The sequence below is a fragment of the Vibrio sp. Vb1980 genome, from assembly GCF_033338615.1.
In the GTDB taxonomy this organism is placed as follows: domain Bacteria; phylum Pseudomonadota; class Gammaproteobacteria; order Enterobacterales; family Vibrionaceae; genus Vibrio; species Vibrio alginolyticus.
The window spans coordinates 14,398-35,254 of the sequence record NZ_JAWOSZ010000005.1 but is presented as its reverse complement, the minus strand read 5'-3'; the positions used below and the strand labels follow the sequence as shown (position 1 = coordinate 35,254).

At 43.6% G+C, this 20,857-nt stretch carries 18 protein-coding genes; 5 read left to right on the top strand and 13 right to left on the bottom strand.

Annotated features, from left to right (window positions below; genetic code table 11):
* Position 1: 1 nt before the first annotated feature.
* The 8 genes from R7F64_RS10450 to R7F64_RS10415 form a co-directional block, all read right to left on the bottom strand.
* Positions 2-1,039, bottom strand: a complete 1,038-nt coding sequence (locus tag R7F64_RS10450; protein ID WP_017635179.1) for a DUF2955 domain-containing protein — start codon at positions 1,037-1,039, stop codon at positions 2-4.
* 12 nt (positions 1,040-1,051) lie between these two features.
* Positions 1,052-2,110, bottom strand: coding sequence for an HlyD family secretion protein (locus R7F64_RS10445; protein WP_017635178.1), 1,059 nt, complete (start codon positions 2,108-2,110; stop codon positions 1,052-1,054).
* Between the two features lie 35 nt (positions 2,111-2,145).
* Complete coding sequence (gene slyA / locus R7F64_RS10440) at positions 2,146-2,601, bottom strand: transcriptional regulator SlyA (RefSeq protein WP_017635177.1); 456 nt, start codon at positions 2,599-2,601, stop codon at positions 2,146-2,148.
* Positions 2,602-2,896: 295 nt separating this feature from the next.
* Positions 2,897-5,473 (bottom strand): quorum-sensing autoinducer 2 sensor kinase/phosphatase LuxQ, encoded by a 2,577-nt coding sequence (gene luxQ / locus R7F64_RS10435; protein WP_262599086.1) that lies wholly within the window; start codon positions 5,471-5,473, stop codon positions 2,897-2,899.
* Positions 5,473-6,570 carry an autoinducer 2-binding periplasmic protein LuxP gene (locus R7F64_RS10430; protein WP_005385634.1) on the bottom strand — a complete coding sequence of 366 codons (1,098 nt, stop codon included), beginning with the start codon at positions 6,568-6,570 and terminating at the stop codon, positions 5,473-5,475. The genes luxQ and R7F64_RS10430 overlap by 1 nt, the downstream gene beginning before the upstream one ends.
* Positions 6,571-6,900: 330 nt before the next feature.
* The gene (locus R7F64_RS10425; RefSeq protein ID WP_053304534.1) at positions 6,901-7,218 is read right to left on the bottom strand and encodes a GIY-YIG nuclease family protein; all 318 of its coding nucleotides are present in this window, start codon (positions 7,216-7,218) and stop codon (positions 6,901-6,903) included.
* On the bottom strand, positions 7,215-7,865 hold the full coding sequence (locus R7F64_RS10420) for a YceH family protein (RefSeq protein WP_005373594.1): 651 nt from the start codon (positions 7,863-7,865) through the stop codon (positions 7,215-7,217). Before R7F64_RS10420 ends, R7F64_RS10425 begins: the two co-directional genes overlap by 4 nt.
* A 165-nt stretch (positions 7,866-8,030) precedes the next feature.
* Positions 8,031-8,255 (bottom strand): hypothetical protein, encoded by a 225-nt coding sequence (locus R7F64_RS10415; protein ID WP_005385630.1) that lies wholly within the window; start codon positions 8,253-8,255, stop codon positions 8,031-8,033.
* A gap of 220 nt (positions 8,256-8,475) precedes the next feature.
* Here R7F64_RS10415 and R7F64_RS10410 point away from each other — a divergent pair, with 220 nt between their 5' ends.
* Positions 8,476-8,790 carry a DUF496 family protein gene (locus tag R7F64_RS10410; RefSeq protein WP_005373603.1) on the top strand — a complete coding sequence of 105 codons (315 nt, stop codon included), beginning with the start codon at positions 8,476-8,478 and terminating at the stop codon, positions 8,788-8,790.
* A gap of 121 nt (positions 8,791-8,911) precedes the next feature.
* Positions 8,912-10,255 (top strand): MATE family efflux transporter, encoded by a 1,344-nt coding sequence (locus R7F64_RS10405; RefSeq protein WP_025767935.1) that lies wholly within the window; start codon positions 8,912-8,914, stop codon positions 10,253-10,255.
* Between the two features lie 68 nt (positions 10,256-10,323).
* Here R7F64_RS10405 and R7F64_RS10400 read toward each other — a convergent pair whose 3' ends face one another.
* Complete coding sequence (locus R7F64_RS10400; protein ID WP_047101186.1) at positions 10,324-12,960, bottom strand: ATP-binding protein; 2,637 nt, start codon at positions 12,958-12,960, stop codon at positions 10,324-10,326.
* Positions 12,961-13,575: 615 nt separating this feature from the next.
* On the opposite strand from R7F64_RS10400, the gene R7F64_RS10395 reads away from it, so the two are divergent.
* Positions 13,576-15,009, top strand: coding sequence for a glyceraldehyde-3-phosphate dehydrogenase (locus R7F64_RS10395; RefSeq protein ID WP_005373606.1), 1,434 nt, complete (start codon positions 13,576-13,578; stop codon positions 15,007-15,009).
* Between the two features lie 240 nt (positions 15,010-15,249).
* Positions 15,250-15,471, top strand: a complete 222-nt coding sequence (locus tag R7F64_RS10390) for a hypothetical protein (protein ID WP_005373607.1) — start codon at positions 15,250-15,252, stop codon at positions 15,469-15,471.
* A gap of 142 nt (positions 15,472-15,613) precedes the next feature.
* On the opposite strand, the gene R7F64_RS10385 is transcribed toward R7F64_RS10390, so the two are convergent.
* From R7F64_RS10385 to R7F64_RS10375, 3 genes are all read right to left on the bottom strand, one after another.
* Positions 15,614-16,228 carry a LysE family translocator gene (locus tag R7F64_RS10385; protein WP_005373611.1) on the bottom strand — a complete coding sequence of 205 codons (615 nt, stop codon included), beginning with the start codon at positions 16,226-16,228 and terminating at the stop codon, positions 15,614-15,616.
* A gap of 109 nt (positions 16,229-16,337) precedes the next feature.
* Positions 16,338-17,252, bottom strand: coding sequence for a LysR family transcriptional regulator (locus R7F64_RS10380; protein ID WP_017819875.1), 915 nt, complete (start codon positions 17,250-17,252; stop codon positions 16,338-16,340).
* 40 nt (positions 17,253-17,292) lie between these two features.
* Positions 17,293-17,748 (bottom strand): Lrp/AsnC family transcriptional regulator, encoded by a 456-nt coding sequence (locus R7F64_RS10375; RefSeq protein WP_005373615.1) that lies wholly within the window; start codon positions 17,746-17,748, stop codon positions 17,293-17,295.
* Positions 17,749-18,075: 327 nt separating this feature from the next.
* Between R7F64_RS10375 and yjeH the strand changes: the two genes are divergently transcribed.
* Positions 18,076-19,338: an L-methionine/branched-chain amino acid transporter gene (yjeH, locus tag R7F64_RS10370; protein ID WP_017819874.1), complete on the top strand. Its 1,263-nt coding sequence runs from the start codon at positions 18,076-18,078 to the stop codon at positions 19,336-19,338.
* Here the strand turns inward: yjeH and R7F64_RS10365 are convergent, their stop codons facing one another.
* On the bottom strand, positions 19,339-20,784 hold the full coding sequence (locus tag R7F64_RS10365; RefSeq protein WP_065275178.1) for a PLP-dependent aminotransferase family protein: 1,446 nt from the start codon (positions 20,782-20,784) through the stop codon (positions 19,339-19,341).
* Between the last annotated feature and the right edge of the window lie 73 nt (positions 20,785-20,857).

Below are 20,857 nucleotides of genomic sequence, written 5' to 3'. Positions count from 1 at the left end.
CTTACTGCTCGCTAAAGCGCGTCGCCTCAAAGCTGTTGAGTATTCTGTGAACCGTATAGGTCACAAGCAGCGTCGCAACAATAGCAAACAAAATACTGCTCACGCGATACAGCGCACTGAACATTAAGTCACCATCCGGAGTAAGGTATTGGCCGAAAAGAATACCTAACGTGGTTAAGCCGCCAAATCCGGCTCCCGAACCGCTAGACTCTTTCACGTGCATATAACTGAACATCATAGCCCCAATCCAAAGCAATGGAACGATAAACAATAAGGTATCCGACCAATCGTATAATACAAGTTGTCCTACAATACCAAAGGTCACCCCCATCAAGGTCCCCATTGCTCTTTTTCGCGCATACCCTAAAGCACCGTTCCAATGCATAGGAAACAATAAAAGTAAGGTTGTCGCCTGAGCAGACATAGAGTCACTGAGGTCAAATAGCTGGAATACAAGGAAAGACATTGTAGCGATACTCGCCCCCATAAGGGCTTCATGACGCATGCGATGACTCTGTTTAGGCTGCGACGGTTTCGCTGGTGGCTGACGAGGTTCCGCATCGGGAATCAAAAATGTCACCACATAAGCAACGATCACTGAAATAACATTCGCTTGCAGATTGCTAAAGATTAGGTCATTTAAGTCAGTGGTTGGATAACTCGCAAAGTGCAGCATGATGCTTAAGCTCAGTACGCTGTTCGCTCCAAATAAGAATAAGCTCCCTTTTGACATACAGGCGAATTTATACAGGAACAACCCGAATGCAATGATTGTCATCATGCCTGGGTGCCCACCAAATAACCCACCAAGCACACCAACTTCTAATCCACACACAACCGCTGAAAAAATCAGTTGTCGTGCGGCATGTAGACTCATGACTGGCACCATTCCAAGTAACAGCATCGGGGTTACAGTAAAGAATACGCCATAGTTCCAACCAAATACTTTACATAAAGTGAAACCAATGGTCGCACCAGTTGCAATGCGCAAACACTGACGGAAGTCGTTTTCCGACATGGGGTGGTCCCATAACTTCATATCGCCTCCTCGTTAATAAATATAATGAAGAAGACTCAAGAATTGGATCTGGCACCTCGCTAACCAACCAGATAATGAGTTTTCTGGCAACAACTGCACGGTTGCTCGTGCCCCTGCTGGAAATGCGCGCTGCTGAGGTTCATCGATAGCTAAATGTAAACGTAAGCGCTGCGCGTCTCTCACCCAACGGTTTGAGTCAGTTGGTGTTGCTAAGCGACCATCCGCATCGAATTGACCCGAGCTGACCCCGGCATCCACACTCGTAATACGAGCTTCAAATACATCACCAGGTAAGCTATCAAAAGCCACTAACGCACGGCTGTTCTGATTAAAGTGTCGTAAACTCTTTTCACGAAAGTCGGCAATGATATCCACGTCATCGGAGACTAAAGCGACAAGAGGTGTACCAGCTGCCGCATAGGCCCCCGTCTCCAGCTGCAAGTTAGCGACAACGCCATCATGTTCCGCCGAGACTTGAGTGTAAGACAGATTAAGTTCCGCTTGTTTTAGCTGGTTTTGCGCCACGCGGATATTCACATTCGTTGCGCCTAAATCACCGCGGTTTACTTCCAACTCTTTTAAACGAGCACGTGCGGCCAGTAAGTTCGCTTTAGCTGCCGTTGCACTGCTCTGTGCGTCATCGCGCTGCTGTTGCGAAGTACCATTACGGTGAAACAGAGTATTAAGACGTTTTGCTTCGCGAACTTTTTGTTCCGCCACGATTTTGCTCGCTTCAACGTCTGCTTTTGCCGCAGCAATAGAAGCATCAAGTTGTTCGTTGTTTTGAATCACACGCTCAAGGTTAAGTTGAGCCTTTTCTACGGCGAGCTGATAAGGCTGGGGATCAATCTGAAATAGTAGATCGCCTTGGCTTATTTCTTGGTTGTTGGCAACATAAAGATGCGTAATCTGCCCACTCACACGGGGGGCCACTTTAGTTACCACACGCGTTGCCATTGCCTGAGGCGTCAACGGCATGGCGAGATCTGCAACTAGAAAATAGGCAAAGACAAGGACAAACGCGACGCAAGAATATTTGATCCAACGTGCGAATTTTTGATCTGGAGTCATAGGCGTTTACTTCTCTTTTTATTCGGTTTTCTGACTTATTCGCTAAGTGAATCAAGCGCATTGTGAGCAATCTGATCAAGAATCAATGAAAGCTGCTGAAGTTCCTGGTCGTTGATGTCCGTTAGGAGCTTGCTTCGAACTTGAAGAATTCGAGCCTCCATTTGCTTTAGTAGGGTTTTCCCCTCTTCTGTGAGGCTAACAATACGTGCTCGCTTATCGTGTTCACAGCAATGGCGAACGATCAGAGATTGCTCTTCTAATAATTTTAATGTTCGCATCAACGACGCTAACTCGATCTCAAGCGCTTCAGCCAAATGCTTCTGACTGATGTTGTCACCCATTCGATAAAGCTTCCATAACGCAGTCCAACGCGGATACGTTAGGTTTAAAGGCTCTAACTCGCGATCTGCAACCATTTTCCACAAACGAGCAACACGAGATAATTTTTCAGCCAGAGAAAGGTCTCGCAAACTGTTGATGTCTTGAATCATAAGATCTACTCAATTACTTAGCGTGCTAAGTAATATAAAATAGTTAGCACGCTAAGTAAATATCTTTTTGTGATTGAAATCACGTTGGGTGTGTCAGTGAAGGGGCAGAAATCTAAGTAACACAACACTATGTTTGAACTTGAAATGCAGCGATGTACACAACAAACGTCGAGACCAATAAAGTCTGATTTGTATAAGAGTAAAAGGGTCAGATACAAAAAAGCACAACCCACTGTCATGGTGTTGTGCTTTTCAGATAATGAATAATTGGGTTATCTCGTAGTGAGCCAATTCCTTATGTTCGCTCAACTAAGAACCGCTGCTTAAAATCCACAAATGCTTCATGGAGCGCATTTTCTTTAATCGGCTTGAGAAGCACGTAATTCGCACCCGATTCCATAAAGGCGTCACTGGTTTCTTTCGCGGTGTCAGCAGTACACGCATAAATTGGCGTGCCTAGTTTTAGCTTTTGTCGGATCTCTTTGGTCGTTTCAATTCCACCAAGATGCGGAAGTTGGTTGTCCATCAGTATCAAATCGTAAGTATGATCTTTTAAGAATTCCATTGCTTCTAACCCATCTTTCGCCCAATCAACCTGCATTTTGTACTTGTTACAAAACGCTTTTAGAATGAATGCGTTAGTATGGTTATCCTCTACCAACAACACTTTGAGACTCTCTGCAAATAGTTCACCTGGCTTAACTCGCAAACTCGAATCAAGAGGGGTGAGTACTCGCTCACGATCTTTCACTGGCATTGTAATGACAAAAGTCGTTCCTAAGCCTTTCTGACTGCGGACTTGAACATCACCTTCCAGCATGTCGACGAGGCTCTTCACAATGGTCAGCCCTAAGCCACTGCCGCCGTATTCTCGAGTCGTTGTTGCTTCTTCTTGAACAAAAGGTTCGAACATTTGGTCGAGTTTGTCAGACTCGATGCCGATACCTGTATCCGTAATTTCCACGACCAGCACGCTATTGTCAGCGCCATAGAACTGCTCAAGTTCAGCATGCAAGCGCACGCTACCCGAGGGCGTAAACTTTACTGAGTTACTGACTAGGTTGAATAAAATTTGGTTCAGACGAACTTGGTCAGTAAAGATTTCAACATTGGGATCTATTTTGTTTTCAATGACAAGGTTGACGCCTTTACTTTCACAAATAGGACGATAAATGTTTTCTAACGTTCGAATTGTATCAGTGAAAGAAAACGGGTGCTTTTGGATATTAAACTTACCCTGCTCAATCTTCGAAAAGTCCAAAATATCATTCAAAACAGCAAGTAAGTGCTCACCACTATGTCGAAGTACGTCAATTTGGTTATTCTGCTCTTCTGTTTCCACAGAGTCTTTTAGCAATTGAGCAACCCCTAAAATTCCATTGATTGGCGTTCGGATCTCATGGCTCATTTTAGCCAGAAAGTCGGCACGGGCTTGAGCAGATTTCTCTGCTTCTTTGCGCGCCAAGTTACTCTGTTTTTCCGCCTCAATTAGCGTGGTAATATCCTGACCTTGAACAATAATACCGCTAATATCTCCATCAACTCGAATCGGCGATAAGTTCCAGCGATATACTTTGTCTCCAATTGGCACATTAACGCCTGTCAACGTAGCTCCCTGAGCCGCCATGCGAAGGTGTGGCATCAACTTTTCTTTGAAACCTTTGAACACTGGGTGCATGGTTTCAACATCGTTTTCCATGACTAACTCTTTGCGTGCTGCCGGATTGATTTGGACAAGCACACCCGATTCAGACCACACCATGATAGGAGATAACGCAAAGTTAAACAGGTCGCGGAAAGAGCGCTTTTGTGCTTCAAGCTCTTCAAAAGTGTTTTCTAGTGTCGAACCAATATGATCGAATTCCTCAATATCTGACCCCTCAAAACGCTCAAATCCTTTTTCTTCACGAGCCGAGCGAGTATATGCCATCAGGGATCCTAACTCTTCAACTACTCGATTCTCGATCCATTCTTTAGTCATCAGCGCAATCATGACCATACCGATAACTGAGGCTAGCATTGCTAGCAGGTGTTGGATTTGCAATGTCACCACGCTCTGATTGTCTTGCACAGTAAGCAAGCACAAGTCAGTCTCGGCGGCATTTACCTCAATAGGGGTTTTGATGATCAATAATTGGTCAAGCTTGTGCTGGGACTCTCGTCGTTTGAGTACGTCAAATATTTGATAAGCCTCATCTCCTACTAATGAGCTTGCCAATGGTGTGTTGTTAGCGACCAACACAACATTGTCGACGTTGCCTTCATTTTTTAACCTTTCCATCAACCCAAAGTTATTATCTAAAACAACAACATTGTAAGAGTACCCCATCACTTCACCGGTTTTAGGTTGTAAAACGGGTACACGACGAAGTAAAAGATGGCGAGTTCCCATCGGGGTCTGTGAGGGTAGATAATACCAGTTGTTGCTAAAGGTCACTTGACTGGCAAGTCGGCTAAGTATCAGGTTGTTGATGCCATAGAAATGCGCGTTGCCATCGTCCCAAATAATACCTTGATGATCGGTTAGGAAACGAAACTCCGGTGTATGGGAAGGATCACTCTGGTCAATACTCATGAAAAAGTAATTGAGTGCCTCTTCATCACGTTCTGTATAAAAATCCAATACAACATCACTTTTCGAATTGCTGTTGTGATGAATCTGAATCGCTGCAAAATGGCTATCAAAAATGTTCAGGATCAGGGCAGAGGTCTGCTGCTTGGTTCGGTCGACTTCCTGCCAAATAATCTGCTTCGAGAAGTAATAACTCTGAACAAAGATGCCTAGAATGATCGGAGCAAGTACGAGAATAATTATTTTGGTAATAAGCGTCGACAGTGAGCGACGCTTTCTTATTTTTGATGTAGTTGTCATCAATTATCTGAGTATCTAAATGCACGTTTTCTTAATGCTTCAATTCTTTCTGGAGAGTCCGATTTGGTAACGACTTCAAAATCACCAGAGTAAACAGTGGGAACTGGCTTTCCTTCTAAATCCCACTTAATGGCCTCAGCCATTGCAATACCTGTATCATCGTTCATACGCATAACGGTAACGTCTAACTCCCCTTTAGAAAGCGCCTCTAACTCTGCTGAACCGCCGCCCCAACCATTGATCATGACATCATCACGACCTAACTCTTTAAGAGCGTCAACAGCACCTAATGCTACATCGGTAGAACACGCGTAAATGAAGTCAACGTCCGGATACTTCTCCAAACTGGCTTTTGCAGCTTCATACCCAGATTGCTTTGTTGCTTTGGTGTAGTAAGCAGATTGTAGTTCAAATTGATTATCGCGGTTCACTTGGTTGATAAAAGTGTTGCCTCTGATGTCACTAATGTAGCCCTCTGAGAAGTAGAGAACACTATAGTGGCTATGTTTAGGGAAACGCTTGCCAAACTCAACGGCCAATTCACGACTTCCTTCTGCGTGGTCGAAACCAACATAAAGAAACGGCTGATGATGTTCCCAATCCCTAACAGGTGTGGTGATATTTTGTAAAATTAACTTGGTTTTCTTTGAATCTAAGACATGCTCAACAAACTTACGATGTCTTGTGGTATCTAGAGTAAAGATCAAGTAATCGGAGTTGCTTTTCAGCGCCTCCATTAAAGACAAACTTTGCTGCTTTATATCTGCATTAGGACGAGTAAACACTTGATTTAGTTGATAGTCGATATCAAGCTTATCTAGGCGTTTTTCAAACGCATCGATGTTTCGAATCCAATAATCAGAGATCTGCTGCCCTGGATAAACAACAGAAATTTTCAGTGGACGCTTTTTGTCTTTTGCTACGGGTACAGGGGTTTCTCTTACCACTTCAGCCAACGCACTAGTTAACTGCTTCTGTTGTGGAAACTGGTCTAAAAACTCTTGATATGCCCAATACCCATTAAGAACTTGGGTGGCCTGCACATTCGGCGCAAAAGCGGCCATTGAAATCAGGGAGAATACTAACGCTTTTTTCATCTACTGCTCTTTTAGCTTTTTTATGAGCCTAATTCAGCTCTATTCATTACCTAGCCGAGTCATCCTATACTCTTGTAATCTACCTTCCTCTTAGTGCCTGTTTCAATAGTAAATTGGTTCTTGGTCTGAGTGGATGCAAATAAAGTACATTGAGTCGCTTCCTTTGTCTCGATAACGTAGAGACATTTCGCGCTTTTCATATTCAGGCCCTTTAAACAGAACACCAGCCCATTATGCGTCAGTTTATTCCTACATGGTACTCCAAAAACAAAAAGAAACCGCCAATGTGACATAGGCGGTTTCCGTGTATCTTTGCGTAGCAAGGGCTTATCAGAGTGCCACTATCTCTAACATCATTTGTTGATGTTCGTCGACGACAATATTTGCTTTTGACATAACGAGCAGCTCTTTTTTCGCTTTAGTTAGTTGCTTAATATAGTACTCTGCTCGCATGGCAAGCGTCTTTGACTCAAAATCCGATGACCATTCCAATACCAAAGGGCCTTTTCCCTTCAAAGCTTTCGCTCCTTTTCCGGTTTGGTGCTGATTGAATCTTCGTTCAACATCATTGGTAACACCACAATACAACGCGTTGCGGTTATTTCGTATCAGGTAGACACTCCAACGCTGCGTTGTATTTTCCATCATGAAAGCAGTGACTCAACCTTAGCTTTTAATTCATCCAGCTCTTCTTTCAGCTGAGCGACTTCGAGCTCTAGCTGACTTACTCGATCGGAGCTCGAGCTTGCAGCAGACACAGGCGCTGCAAGTTCGGACGCATCAACATCACCACAGAACAAATGCATATAACGCGACTCCCGCTTACCAGCCTCACGTGGTAATTTGACCACTAATGGTCCTTTCTCTTCGCTTGCTAAATGCTCAAGGACCGTTTCCACTTCTTTTACATCATGAAATGTCGCGAGACGATTAGTACGAGTACGAATTTCCCCAGGTGTTTGAGCACCGCGCAAAAGCATACAGCATACAATGCCCTTCTCCTGCTCTGTCAGCTTTAAATCACCAAATTCCGTATTACAGAAACGGTGTTGATACTTGCTGACGCGGCTGTTGAACGCACTTTCGTCACTGACGAGCCTGCGCTCAATAAGAGCATCAACGGCATCGAGAACGTCTGACTCAGAGAGTGACATCACGGGATCACGGTTGCTTTTTTGATTACACGCGTTGGTTAATGCGTTTAGGCTGAGGGGGTAAAGATCTGGGGTAGTGACTTCTTTTTCGATCAAGCAACCAATAACTCGTGCTTCAATTGCCGTTAGCTCAACTTTCATAATGCATTTCCTTATTATTTTTGCATTTGACTTTGTACCTAAATCGCTTCGAAATCATACGCCATAAATTCACACAGCAGTGCAAGAAGCGTTAGCGGTTCAGGTGTTGGTGTCAGGCTAAAGCATAGCGTAAGACCTGACACCCCTTACGAATAGGGTCAGGTATCAATGCTCCGAGAGAATCGGCACTCTCGTCAAATTGCCATCTTGGTCGACCATCATTATTTTTGAACGATTAAGCTCAACTTCGATGATTTCGAGTTGCTCGCGAGCGTTGATATACGCCGTTTTTAACTTTTCAGCCACAGAGCGAGTGACTTGCTCATTATCTTGACTATTTACTTGCTCCGCAGTGTTACCAGAGTCCATATCAAGTTCATCATTTTGCATTCAATGGTGTTGATAATATAGTGAAGGTCACGTTATGACAATGAATCGATGGATTCTACAATGTTGGCCAAAACTCGAAGAAAGCAGCACGATTATATGGACACAACGCAATTGGTTGAGAAATGTTCAACTCTGCATTGCTATTGATCTAAAGACTGTTATGCCACTGGATGTTGTGCTTTAATCGAGGAAGATATTCATAAAATTAGGAAAGAGAACTATGAGTAGCGTATTTGAAATCGTTAACCAAGCTCGTCGTAAAAACAAACTAAAACGTGAGCTTCTTGATAACGAGAAGAAAGTTCGTGATAACCGCAAACGTGTTGATCTTCTAGAAAACCTTCTAGACTACATCAAACCAGAAATGACTCACGATGAAATCGTCGCAATCATCAAAAATATGAAAGCAGACTATGAAGATCGTGTAGATGACCACATCATTAAAAGCGCTGAGATCTCTAAAGCACGTCGTGACATCAGCCGTCGCATTCGTGAGCTGACTGAAGAAGACAAGCAAACTAGCGGCAAAAAATAAACGCGTAAGCTAGATTTTCGAACCCCGAGCAAGAATATCTTCCTCGGGGTTTATTTTTGTCTCTAAACTAACCGCCGTGTACAATCAATCTAACTCTTATTCCTAACGCATTCAGCTTTCTATGTCTTCAACTACGACAAGTACACAACCAACGCTTGCAAAACAATTATTTACGATGACCTGGCCAATGCTTTTTGGCGTTCTGTCTTTAATGAGCTTTCAGCTTGTGGATAGCGCGTTTATCGGTCAGCTCGGCGTTTTACCGTTAGCCGCTCAAGGTTTCACTCTGCCTTTGCAAATGGTCATTATCGGCATTCAAGTCGGTCTAGGGATCGCAACGACAGCGGTCATTTCTAAAGCTCTTGGGGCGAATGAAAGTCGGTATGCCAAACAACTGGGCGGATTAGTATTGATGATCGGCTCAATTGGTGTCGCTATTTTTGGCGGGCTAATTTGGCTTTTGCGCTACCCCATTTTAGCTCTATTAAGCGCTCCAGAATCTGTTATGCCGATAATCGACAGTTACTGGCCTTGGTGGTTATTAAGCTCATGGACTGGTGCGGTTTTGTATTTTTATTACAGTATCTGCCGAGCTAATGGCAATACAATGTTACCTGGCACAATGATGATGATAACCAGCGGCGTGAACCTTGTGCTCGATCCGCTATTTATTTTCACATTTGACTTGGGTATTAACGGAGCGGCAATAGCAACCATCGTCGCTTTTGGGTTTGGTATTTTAGTCGTCGCTCCTCGCGTGAAAAAGAATCACTGGGCAACGACACAATGGCAAGATCTTAACGTAGCCAAAAGTGTTGCATCTATCGGTAACATTATGGGCCCTGCGATGATTAGCCAACTGCTGCCACCGTTGTCTTCCATGCTAGCAACAAAATTATTGGCAAGCTTTGGAACCGCAGCAGTCGCCGCTTGGGCGCTTGGTTCACGCTATGAGTTCTTTGCTATCGTTTCGGTCTTGGCGCTGACAATGTCTATGCCTCCAATGGTTGGACGCTTACTTGGGGCAAAGAACTATGAGGATATCCAAAGGCTCGTCAGTATTGCCGTAAAATTCATTCTAGGTTTCCAACTTTTGATTGCTGCCATTACATTTGCCGTCGCAAACCCACTCGCATTATTGATGACAAGTGATGTGCAAGTGGAGCAAGTCTTGGAAATGCATTTACTGATAGTGCCGATCAGTTTGGGTTCATTAGGGGTTTGTATGCTAATGGTTTCTCTTTGTAATGCATTAGGCAAATCTTACACCGCGCTCACTATTTCAGCGCTGCGCTTGTTTGTCTTTTTCCTACCGTGCTTGTGGGTTGGCGCTCAAATGGATGGAATCCGAGGTTTACTCTTAGGCGCTTGTATCGGCAACCTGTTAGCTGGTGTTTCCGCATACCTAACCTATCGCCAAACCATACGCAAACTCGCAGGCGCTCAAGCCAACGCACAACAATGAATAATCAGAACGAAGCCCCTGAAGTGGGGCTTAATCGTTTTGACACCTTGTCTAAGTTGAAATGTTAGCTAGGCGAGTTTTAATTCACTAAAGAGCTCAAATAACTGGTTCGATTTATACGGCTTAGGTAAATAAGCATCCATGCCTGCCGCAAAACAGTTGTGGATGTCTTCTTCCAAAACACTCGCAGTGAGTGCGATAATCATCGTTTTTTCACGTCCTGCTTTCTTTTCCCAACGACGAATTTCTTTCGTCGCGGTCAGTCCATCCATCACGGGCATCATGCAGTCCATTAAAATTGCATCGAATTCTTCTCCCTTTGTGATGGCTTCTAACGCTTCTTGGCCGTTGCTTGTTATCAAATAGTCATAACCTGCTTTATCCAGAAAAAAACTCGCTATTTTCTGGTTCATCAAATTATCCTCCGCAATTAAGATCCTCCGATGAGAGCGCGACGCTCGATATTCAGAGCTGACAACATTATTGGTGACATTGTCACTTGATATAGTCTTTTCAACCTTAGCTAAATCATCAATGACATGCTTAAATCGATTGCCAAGGAAAGGTAATGTGAGTACGGCATGTACTTTTTCTGCATTTTCGTAGGGAGTGGATAAATGATGCTGGCAAATAATCACACGGCGAAGATCGTAATTAAATGATAGATTATCCAAGACTTCATCGGTATTAGCGTCGTTACTGTGGCACAGAAATATGACATCAAAGTCATCATTTATCGCTTGCACTTCATTCACATTATTAACACCAAAGAGATTGATTTTCGCTAAGCGACACTCTTTTAATACTTGGTCGGCGTAGTCGTAATTTGAGCAGATCAAAAGCCCTTTATTAATCACCTCCGAACGCCAGCCAAACACCGGAATTGCTTCAACCTCAATCGAGAATTCAAAGCATGTGCCCACTCCTTTTGTAGATGTTGCTACGAGCTTGCCCCCCATCATCGACACAAGCTGACAACAAATTGCCAAACCCAACCCTGTACCGCCAAATTGCCTCGACACTCCTTCATCTTCCTGAGTAAAGGGTTCAAAAATCGTGGTTAACTTATCTTGATCAATGCCTATTCCGGTATCTTCTACTTTAAACGTCAGCACTCCACGTTCTTTCTCAAGTAACTCCTCATAACTAACATCAACGCATACATGCCCACTTTCGGTAAACTTAACCGCATTCGATACCAGATTCGTAACTACCTGTTTGACACGATGATCATCGACCATCACGCGAATGGGGATATTTTCAGCTAAATTAATACCTAACTTTAGTTGTTTAGATGTTGCTTTGGATTGGAATAAAATCATCGACTGATACACGACTTCTCGGATATCCGCTTCTACTAGTGACAGCTCCAATCGTCCAGACTCGATTTTAGAGAGATCCAATATATCGTTAAGTAAAGTAAGCAGTGTTTGAGATGAGGAGTCAATGTCATCAACAACTTCTTGTTGATGCGAAGACAACTCACTTTGAGAGAGTATTTCTGTCATGCCCATGATCCCGTTAAGGGGCGTGCGTATTTCATGTGACATGTTGGCAAGAAACACAGATTTTGCACGATTAGCCGATACTGCTGACTCTTTTGCATGCAGTATTTCTTCAGTTTGTCTCTGCATTTCTTCAACCACTCGATTTACTTGCTGAGCAAAAATGGTCAGTTCATCACTTCCATCAACTTTGACTTTTGTTTGCTTCTCTTCAGAGTTGATCAACGCGTTTAAAGTATGAATGATCGCATCGAGTTTGCTGTTAACTCGGAACCAAGTACTAAATCCGAGCCAACAAAGCAAGATAACCACTAAGGCAACGCCAAAACTGATCATCGCTATATTGGCCTTTTGTTCATGAACCTGCGTGAGAAGCGACTGCTCAGTTTGTTTGGTGAACCCATCAATGAGCACTTGTAAGCGCTGCACACGAAAATCGAGTTCTTTTAAATACGCGGCGTAGTCACTTGGTGACATGTCTCCTGACATTAATTGTCCGCGAGACGCCAAGTTTCTCTGATATCTCGGCGAAGTAAACAAGCCAAGCAATTTATCCACTTGCTCGTATGACCCACCTAAGTTTAAAAACGCATCCAAATTTTGCTGCTGTCGGTCAATCGCCTGATAAAACATACTTTGACTTAGCCGACTCTTAGGGTCTTGGACTAAACGGTTCGTCAGCCAAGCTTCTTTCTGTGTCCAAAAAGAGAGCTGAGCAAGGTAGGCAATAAAATTTTGCATGCGAATGCCGTCGTCACCGCCATACCATTGATGATTTTGCAACAAAGAGCGCGACATATTTTGGAGCTGTTGAAATGCCCAATCACCCAGGTCTTCCATCTCACTCAATCTACCTGACAATACCCCCAGCATGGCTTCTTTCAGTTCATCAGCATACTCAGCAGTATTAGGGTTACTCACAAACTTTTGATGCAAAGAAGAAATAACTTCACCTTGTTCTTCAATATTAATGGCTGCAGAGACTTGAAGATCAGGCTGTCGGCGTACTTTCTCTATGGAGTAAATAAAGTGGGAGGCCTTGGATATCAATTGGAAACCTTGAATATTGCTAACCGTTTGATTGAGACGGCTCACGCGCAACGCATTATCAGAAAACTGCTGAACTGCAAACACCACTATTACCACAGCGGGTAATAGTGCGAGGAGCGCTAAGCGTGTTTTTATTGATAATCTCAACATCCATCAGCCTAATGGTTGATTTCATCCGTTTATTTAATATTAGACTAGTTTCTCGCATTGAAAGGCATATACGACATTGTTACTTTCAAACAACATTCACCTACCTAGACTATGGTTATTGTGAGTGTTTTATCATCGGCTAATGCAGTAGAAATTGTGATTTAAGTCATATTTTTTAATCTTAAAGTTGGATGCAAACAATAAAGTTTCACTCACAACTAAGAGTCGCATCACTTTTCAGAAAATCATCTATTGTATGTTTACCTATTGAGTTGCCTTATCGAGTCAAATCACACAAAAATGCAAAATATCCATTTTTGTCAACAAAACTAATTTGAAAGCAAACGTTATCATCGCAAAAAAAGTAAGTTACTTTCTAAATGTCAATACGTGAAAACCACTGCTTTAGTCACATTAATCCACCACTAACGTCCCCTTAAGTAGTGTTTTACACTGGATTTAATTTTCCTAGCAGAATAAGGACTCCGACCTTAGAATCCGCACACATAACTATTACAACCCGATTACATAACCCACCACACTCTTGCACGCTGCCGAAGAGGCAACAGCAGAGAGTATGGTTAGCCCCCAAAACGTGAAAGGTCTAATACAACAATGAGTCCAGAGAAATATCTCCAAGACTGGCAAACTAGCCAAACGATTGCTGAATCTATTTCCCCTCTAATTGGTAAGCTATATCGTCAAAAAGGAATCGAAGTGGTTCTGTTTGGTAAAACGCTTATTAATGCTACTACTATAGACATTCTCAAAACTCATCGCGTTGCAAGACGTTATACCGGTAACCCACTTTCGCTTGAGCACACGATGCCTATTATTCAAGCGCTTTGTGAAATGAGCATTTCTTCATGCCGTGTCGATGTTGGCCAATTGGCAACTATGTACTGGAATGAACATGACGATACAAGCTCTCTAAACGATTTCCTTATCACTGCACTTGATGGCGCTCGCGACGCAGATTCTTCACTGAAAGCGCGTGATGTGGTTCTTTACGGGTTCGGTCGCATTGGTCGACTACTTACTCGCCTTCTCATTGAGAAAAGTGGTCCAGGTTACCCACTAAGACTACGTGCGATTGTGGTTCGTGGCGGTAAAAAAGGCGATTTGGAGAAGCGTGCTAGCCTGCTGCGTCGTGACTCAGTTCACGGCCAGTTCAACGGTAGTATTGTTATCGATGAAGAGCGTAAAGCACTGATCGTTAACGGCAACTACATCCAAATTATCTACGCAAATAACCCAAGCGAAGTAGACTATTCAGCTTTCGGTATCAATAACGCGCTAGTTGTTGATAACACAGGTGTTTGGCGTGATTCTGAAGGCCTGAGCCAACACTTAGCGTGTCAAGGCGCAGAGAAAGTACTGCTAACAGCACCAGGTAAAGGTGACATCAAAAACGTTGTATTCGGTGTAAATGAGTCGGTAATTAAAGAAGATGACACCATCATCTCTGCGGCAAGCTGTACAACAAATGCAATCACGCCAGTCCTTAAGGCTCTGAACGATAAATATGGTGTTCTTTCTGGCCATATTGAAACCGTGCACTCATACACAAACGACCAAAATTTGATCGACAACTTCCACTCTGGTGACCGTCGCGGACGTAGTGCTTCACTAAACATGGTTCTGACTTCAACAGGTGCGGCAAAAGCAGTTGCTAAAGCATTGCCAGAGCTTGCAGGCAAGCTAACAGGCAACGCGATTCGCGTACCGACACCAAACGTTTCTATGGCAGTCGCTAATCTAAACTTAGGTGAAGACGTAGACCGTGATTCACTGAACGATTACTTGCGTGAAATGGCGTTGAACTCTGAGCTTTCGGCACAGATTGACTACACCGATTCAACAGAAATTGTATCAACTGACTTAGTTGGCTCTCGCCATGCAGGCGTCGTAGATGGTCAAGCGACTATCGCACAAGACAAGCGTTGTGTACTTTACATCTGGTACGACAACGAATTCGGTTACAGCTGCCAAGTTGTGCACTGTATGGAACAAATGATGGGTGTTCGTTACCAAACATTCCCTCGATAGGTGAACTTTGCTCCACAACGTTAACCACATAGCGTAGCGGACAATATCTCATATTTGTTCTAAATAATAAGCGCCATGCGCATTACTAATATTTTTCCCCGTTTATACGCCTGATCACCCTCAGGCGTTTTTTCGTTTCATTCATTTGACACTCTCCGGACAAAGTGAACGTCAGCATTCATGTTTTGTTCATGTTCACAGCATTAATCTGAGCACATAAATTACAGAGAGGTCATGATTATGAATCGGATTATTGTAACTGCACTAGCACTGATTACCGGCTTTTTTACGTTAGTATTTAGCTTGATCATTGCGATTCCGTTGACCATCGCAGCATTAATTACCGGCAAGCGTATTGAAAAGCGCGTCAAGAAAATGCAGAGAGAAATGCACGAAGAATATGAATTTAATACAGGTAAAGCAGATGCGATTGAAGGTGAATTTGAAGAGGTTCGCCGGTAAGTAAATAAGATTTAGATGAGTTTCTCTCCCCCGACCGCTCCTGAGAAACTTCTTGCTTTCACCCTGTCCTTAAAATGGCAGGGTGCTTTTTTGAAAAGCAGCCACACGGGCTGCTTTTAGTATTTCTGTCTTGCGAGCTTGTCTATACCGTTACGACCACTCTAAGAGCCAGCAGCATGAGTACTACCCCTGACAAACGATCAATCAACACTGCCTTAGAGCGAATTCTGTCAACGACTTTAGAGCTCGATAGCACTAGGGTAATAAAGGTGTACCAAAGCCCATCCACAACAAACGGCGTGGCAACAATGATCATCTGATTACTCAAATCATTACCGAGCGCGACAAACTGACTGAATAATGCGATAAAAAACAAAGCAATTTTGGGACTTAAAATCGAGATAAAAAAGCCTTCTCGCGCAGACTGGATTACCGTTGTTTCCTCACCTGACTCCAACTTCGCAGCCACACCACCTTTTGAACGCAAAGCATTAAACCCTAAATACGCAAGATATGCCGCACCCACAAGGCTAATCGTCTTGAACAGCATCGGGCTTTGCTGCAAAACAACAGCGAGCCCAATCAAGGTAATAAACGCATATATACCAATGCCAAACGCATGAGCCCAAGCCGTAGCTAATCCATTGATACGTCCACCAGCCAACGAGTGCTTAGCGACAATAGCTAAACTGGGACCTGGTGACATAGCCCCTAATAAACACACGGTAAAAAGTGATAACCAAACTGTTAGTGTCATAAGAATCTCCCCTCTTTGACGCTCACTCTATCAACGGAAGAGGTATAATTAGAAATCAAAGTTATTCATACTAATCATGACTTCAAGTCATGGCTAAACGGTGTACGTATTAGCGAATGGAATATTCAGAGATTTGCATTACTGAGCGAATCTCTTCTCGCACCCATTTATGCGCAGGATCCGTGTCGTATTTGGGGTGCCACATTAACCAATATTGATGAATAGGTGTTTCGAGTGGTAATGCTTTATGGGTTAAGTCCCAATGTTTAGCGAGGTTAACGGCAATATGTTCAGGAGCCACCATCAGGTGCTCACTTGCAACTAAGCGATTGATCGCAGCAGAGAAGAATGGAACCTTAAAGGTAACGTGGCGGGTGTGCCCTAGCTCTTTCAATGCTAAATCAGTGTAGGAATCTTTGTCTCCGCCGCCAGTCACTTTGATGTGTGAATATGAAATCAAGTCTTCAATACTGATCTGGTCCTGCTTTGCTAACGGATGAGAAGATTTCATCAAACAAACTGATGAATCCTCACCAATTTTAACGCTCGACACACTCTGTGGTTTTTCTGGATACATAGAAGACGCGATATGGATGCCCGTCTCATGAAGTTTATCAAGAAAGTTGGGTTGCCACAGTCGGTACGCCATATCTAACTGTGGCGCTTGTTCACCCAAGTGAGAGGCAATATCGGGCAATACGTATTGCGCCACGTAGTCACTAGAAGCAATAACAAGCTCACCTTGCCACTGCCGCGGCTCAAAAGGTTGGTCATCGAGTAAATGGTCAAATTCAGCCAGTAATGCATCAAGCTTTGATTTTAATGCTATTGCTCGTGGCGTTGGTATCAGTTGATTACCTTGACGAATAAGCAGTGGGTCACCACACAGATCGCGCAATTGTGCAAGCTGTCGACTGACGGCAGACTGCGTAATGTGCAAACGGTCTGCGGTCCGGCTGACATGACACTCCTCTAAAAGTACATGCAAGGATCTAAGTAGATTCAAATTAATGTTGTTTAACATATTCGCTCAGAAGGGTTTTCAACATGGCATCCATTCATGGTCACTTCACAAACAGGTTCCCAGTCGTGTTAAAGAATTCAGCTAAGACGGTATGAGTCATCAGGTTTCGAAGCTCTGGATATCGTTGAATTTGATCTCTGATTTCGTTCAAGCGAGCCATCGTAGGCACTTCGACAAAAACCATCATGTCCGTCTCACCGCTGATCGCATGACACCATTTTACGCCATCAATTTTGTATAATTCGTCCGCGTATGATTCGCAATAATACGTAGAGGTTGATTTATCGAACTTTAAGGCAAAATAGGCGCAAATCGAATCCCCACCCGAAGGTGCAATTTCAGCGTGATACCCTAGAATCACTTTGTCATGCTCTAGCTTACGAATACGGGCCGTTACCGCAGAACGAGAAAGGTTTACTTTATCCGCAATTTCAGTCACCGACAGCCGAGCGTTGTGCCTGAGCAGATCCACAATCTTATGATCAAACTTGTCCATACCGTTACCAAGCTTTCCTTATTTTTCTCATTCTATACCGATTCTAACTGCATAAGAAACCAACATTTTGTTGGAATTATTTAAAACAACCGTCATATTGACGGTTTAGTAAATCATTTTGTTATTAACATTTTGGATATGCTATTTGGCGGGCATGAGATGAGTGCTGTTATCCATTTCAACAGAAAATAGATAACACATTGAAATCAAATTCCCAACTTAAGTACTCAGCACATAAATAGCATCGCTTAAACACATAAAACGAAATAACCAGAAGCCACAAGCTTTTTCGTAATAAGCCTCATAACATTGGATGAATCAATTCGCATGGAAGAGCTCAAAAAAGACATTTCACTCACATCAGGTATCGCACAGTTATCCACCACATTAATGGGAACTGGGCTGTTTATGATCCCGGCTATCGCAGCAGGTATAGCTGGCCATTTTTCACTATGGGCTTGGATTTTATTGTTCATCGCGATTTGTCCTATTGCGCTGACTTTTGCTCAACTGGGTAAACGATACCCCAACGCGGGCGGAACAGCCTTTTTTGTACGCAAAGCCTTTAACGCCAAGCTGGAAAGTAGTGTCGCTTGGCTATTTGTTAGTGTCATTCCGGTAGGGGTTCCGGCCGCGATTGCACTCGCCGCAGGCTTCCTACAACAAATATTGCCAGAGCCTATTAGCAACAATCTGTTTGCACAAATTCTGACGGTAGTACTACTTGTGTTCGTCAACTTGATGGGCACAAAATCATCAGGTCATTTACAAACTCTTATTGCTTTGAGTGTCTTCGCACTTGTTGGCGCATTTTTATGGAAAGGCGACGTTAACAGCGCCGATCTTGTGATGCCCGCCATCACACAAGAGTCAATTTGGCCTATTACCGCAGCGTTAGGCGTGATGTTCTGGTGTTTTGTTGGCATAGAGGCTTTTGCCCATATGGGGGAAGAGTTCAAAAACCCTCAAAGAGATTTCCCTATTGCCATTGTGGTCGGTTGTTTTGTAGCAGGGGCTACCTATTGGGCATGCTCTGTCGTTATTTTAAAATTTGGCGCGTATGGTAACGCTCAATTTGATAACGCATCCATCCCCTGGCTTAGTGCCCAACTACTAGGCGATGGAGCCAAATGGATAATCAGCTTGATAGGTTTCTCCGCTTGTTTCGCGAGCGTTAACTTATACACACAGAGTCTAGCGCGAATGGTCTGGGCTCAAGCTCGTGAACATCGTCCTTCTAGTCCACTAGCCAAGATTTCACGTCGTGGTGTCCCTTTCTCAGCCACCATATTAGTTGGCGGTATATTATTGATATCTTGTGTGATAGGAACCCTATCACAGCTCGATCTGGAGTTTTTCCTAAAACTCGCAAACAGTGTATTCGTTCTGGTTTACATGTTGGCGATGTTAGCCGCTTTCAAATTGCTTCGAGGATTTGGTAAAACACTTGCGGGACTGTCCCTACTGCTTTGTACCGGTGTTTTTATATGTTTAGGCTGGTCAATGTTTTATGCACTTGGCATTTTTACTCTACTTTTACTGCCTTGGAAACAGTGGCGACATAAGCGACAAACACGTGTAGTTGAATAGTCATCGCTTCCCATTTCGAAATATGTGAGCTAAACGTTGGATACCAGCGTCTATGTTCTCTAACGCGATATTGCCGTAACCAAGCACGGCACCATGCCAGTGACGTGCTTGAAAATCTGGGGGTTCATAATAGCTCAAAGGTCGCAAGATGATCCCTTCATGCTCTGCCATTTTTGTAAAACGCTGCTCATCCATACCGTCTTGCCATTTCAACGTAATATGAAGCCCCGCCGCTTGGCTAACGACGCAAACACGGTCGCCAAAATACTGTTGAATGGATAAATGCATCTGTTCATGCTTAGTTTTGTACAGTCGACGCATTTTTCGAATATGACGTAATAACCCACCTTCAGTAATAAAATCTGCCAATGCTTCTTGTGTATGCGTCGGCGAATCACCACTTAACGCGTCCTTAACCACTAAGCATTGCTCTACTAAACGTTCAGGAACTACAAGGTAGCCAAGCCGCAATCCGTTAAACATCACTTTACTGAAGGAACCCACATACAACACGCGATCATCTCGACCCATTTGAGCTGCTAGCCCCTGTAAACTGGTATAGGGACGATGAGCAAACTGAAATTCGCTGTCATAATCGTCCTCGATGATCCAACTTGATTGTTCGACCGCCCAGTTGATGATCTTTCCTCTTTGCTCGGTATTGAGTGTGGTGCCCATCGGATATTGATTACTTGGTGTAATATACAGCGCATCGGCATCGCTTGAGGTCACCGCTTCCACATCAAAACCTAATTTCTCTCTTACGAACAAAGGCTCAAATTGATAGTTTTGGAACTGAATCAACTTCCGCATTTGCGCGTAACCTGGTTGCTCCATCAGAACCTTATCACCTTGTTTGAGCACTACCATCGTCGCAATTGACAACGCTTGCTGCGCCCCAGAGGTAATAATAATGCGCTCTGGAGAACAATTCACTGAACGGCTAGATGCAAGGTAGTCAGCTAAAGCACAGCGTAATGTCCAACTGCCCTGAATATCTTGATTCCCCAACAAGCAAGTACGAGACATATGGCGAGTGAGTAACTTTTGCCATTGCGCCATCGGAAATGCGTCCAAATCCGGCACACCCGGTGCAAATGCGCGGTTGATATCAAAGTGAGCTTTCGGTGATGAGTCTCTCTGAACTGAACTAGGTTCAGGCAAGTACTGCTCTGGCAGTTCTACGGCAACATAAAAACCAGAACCTTTTTGGCTGTTCAAGTACCCTTCCGCCACTAACTGTTCGTAGGCAGAAATCACGGTATTCCTACTTAGATTAAGCTCTTGTGAAAGCTTCCGCGTAGAAGGCAGCTTCCCATTCTTCATCCACAGTCCTTGAACAATTTTCTTGCGAATAGCAAAAAACAACGCTTGCTGACGCGTTCCATCACTGTCTTTTAAATGCAGGTCACCGATATCAATCAAAGACAAACTGGATCCATCCATTAGTTAAAAGTGGCTCTCTTTAAGCTACCAGTTAAACGCTACATTGCAATCAAAGAATGAGGATCAATCGCTC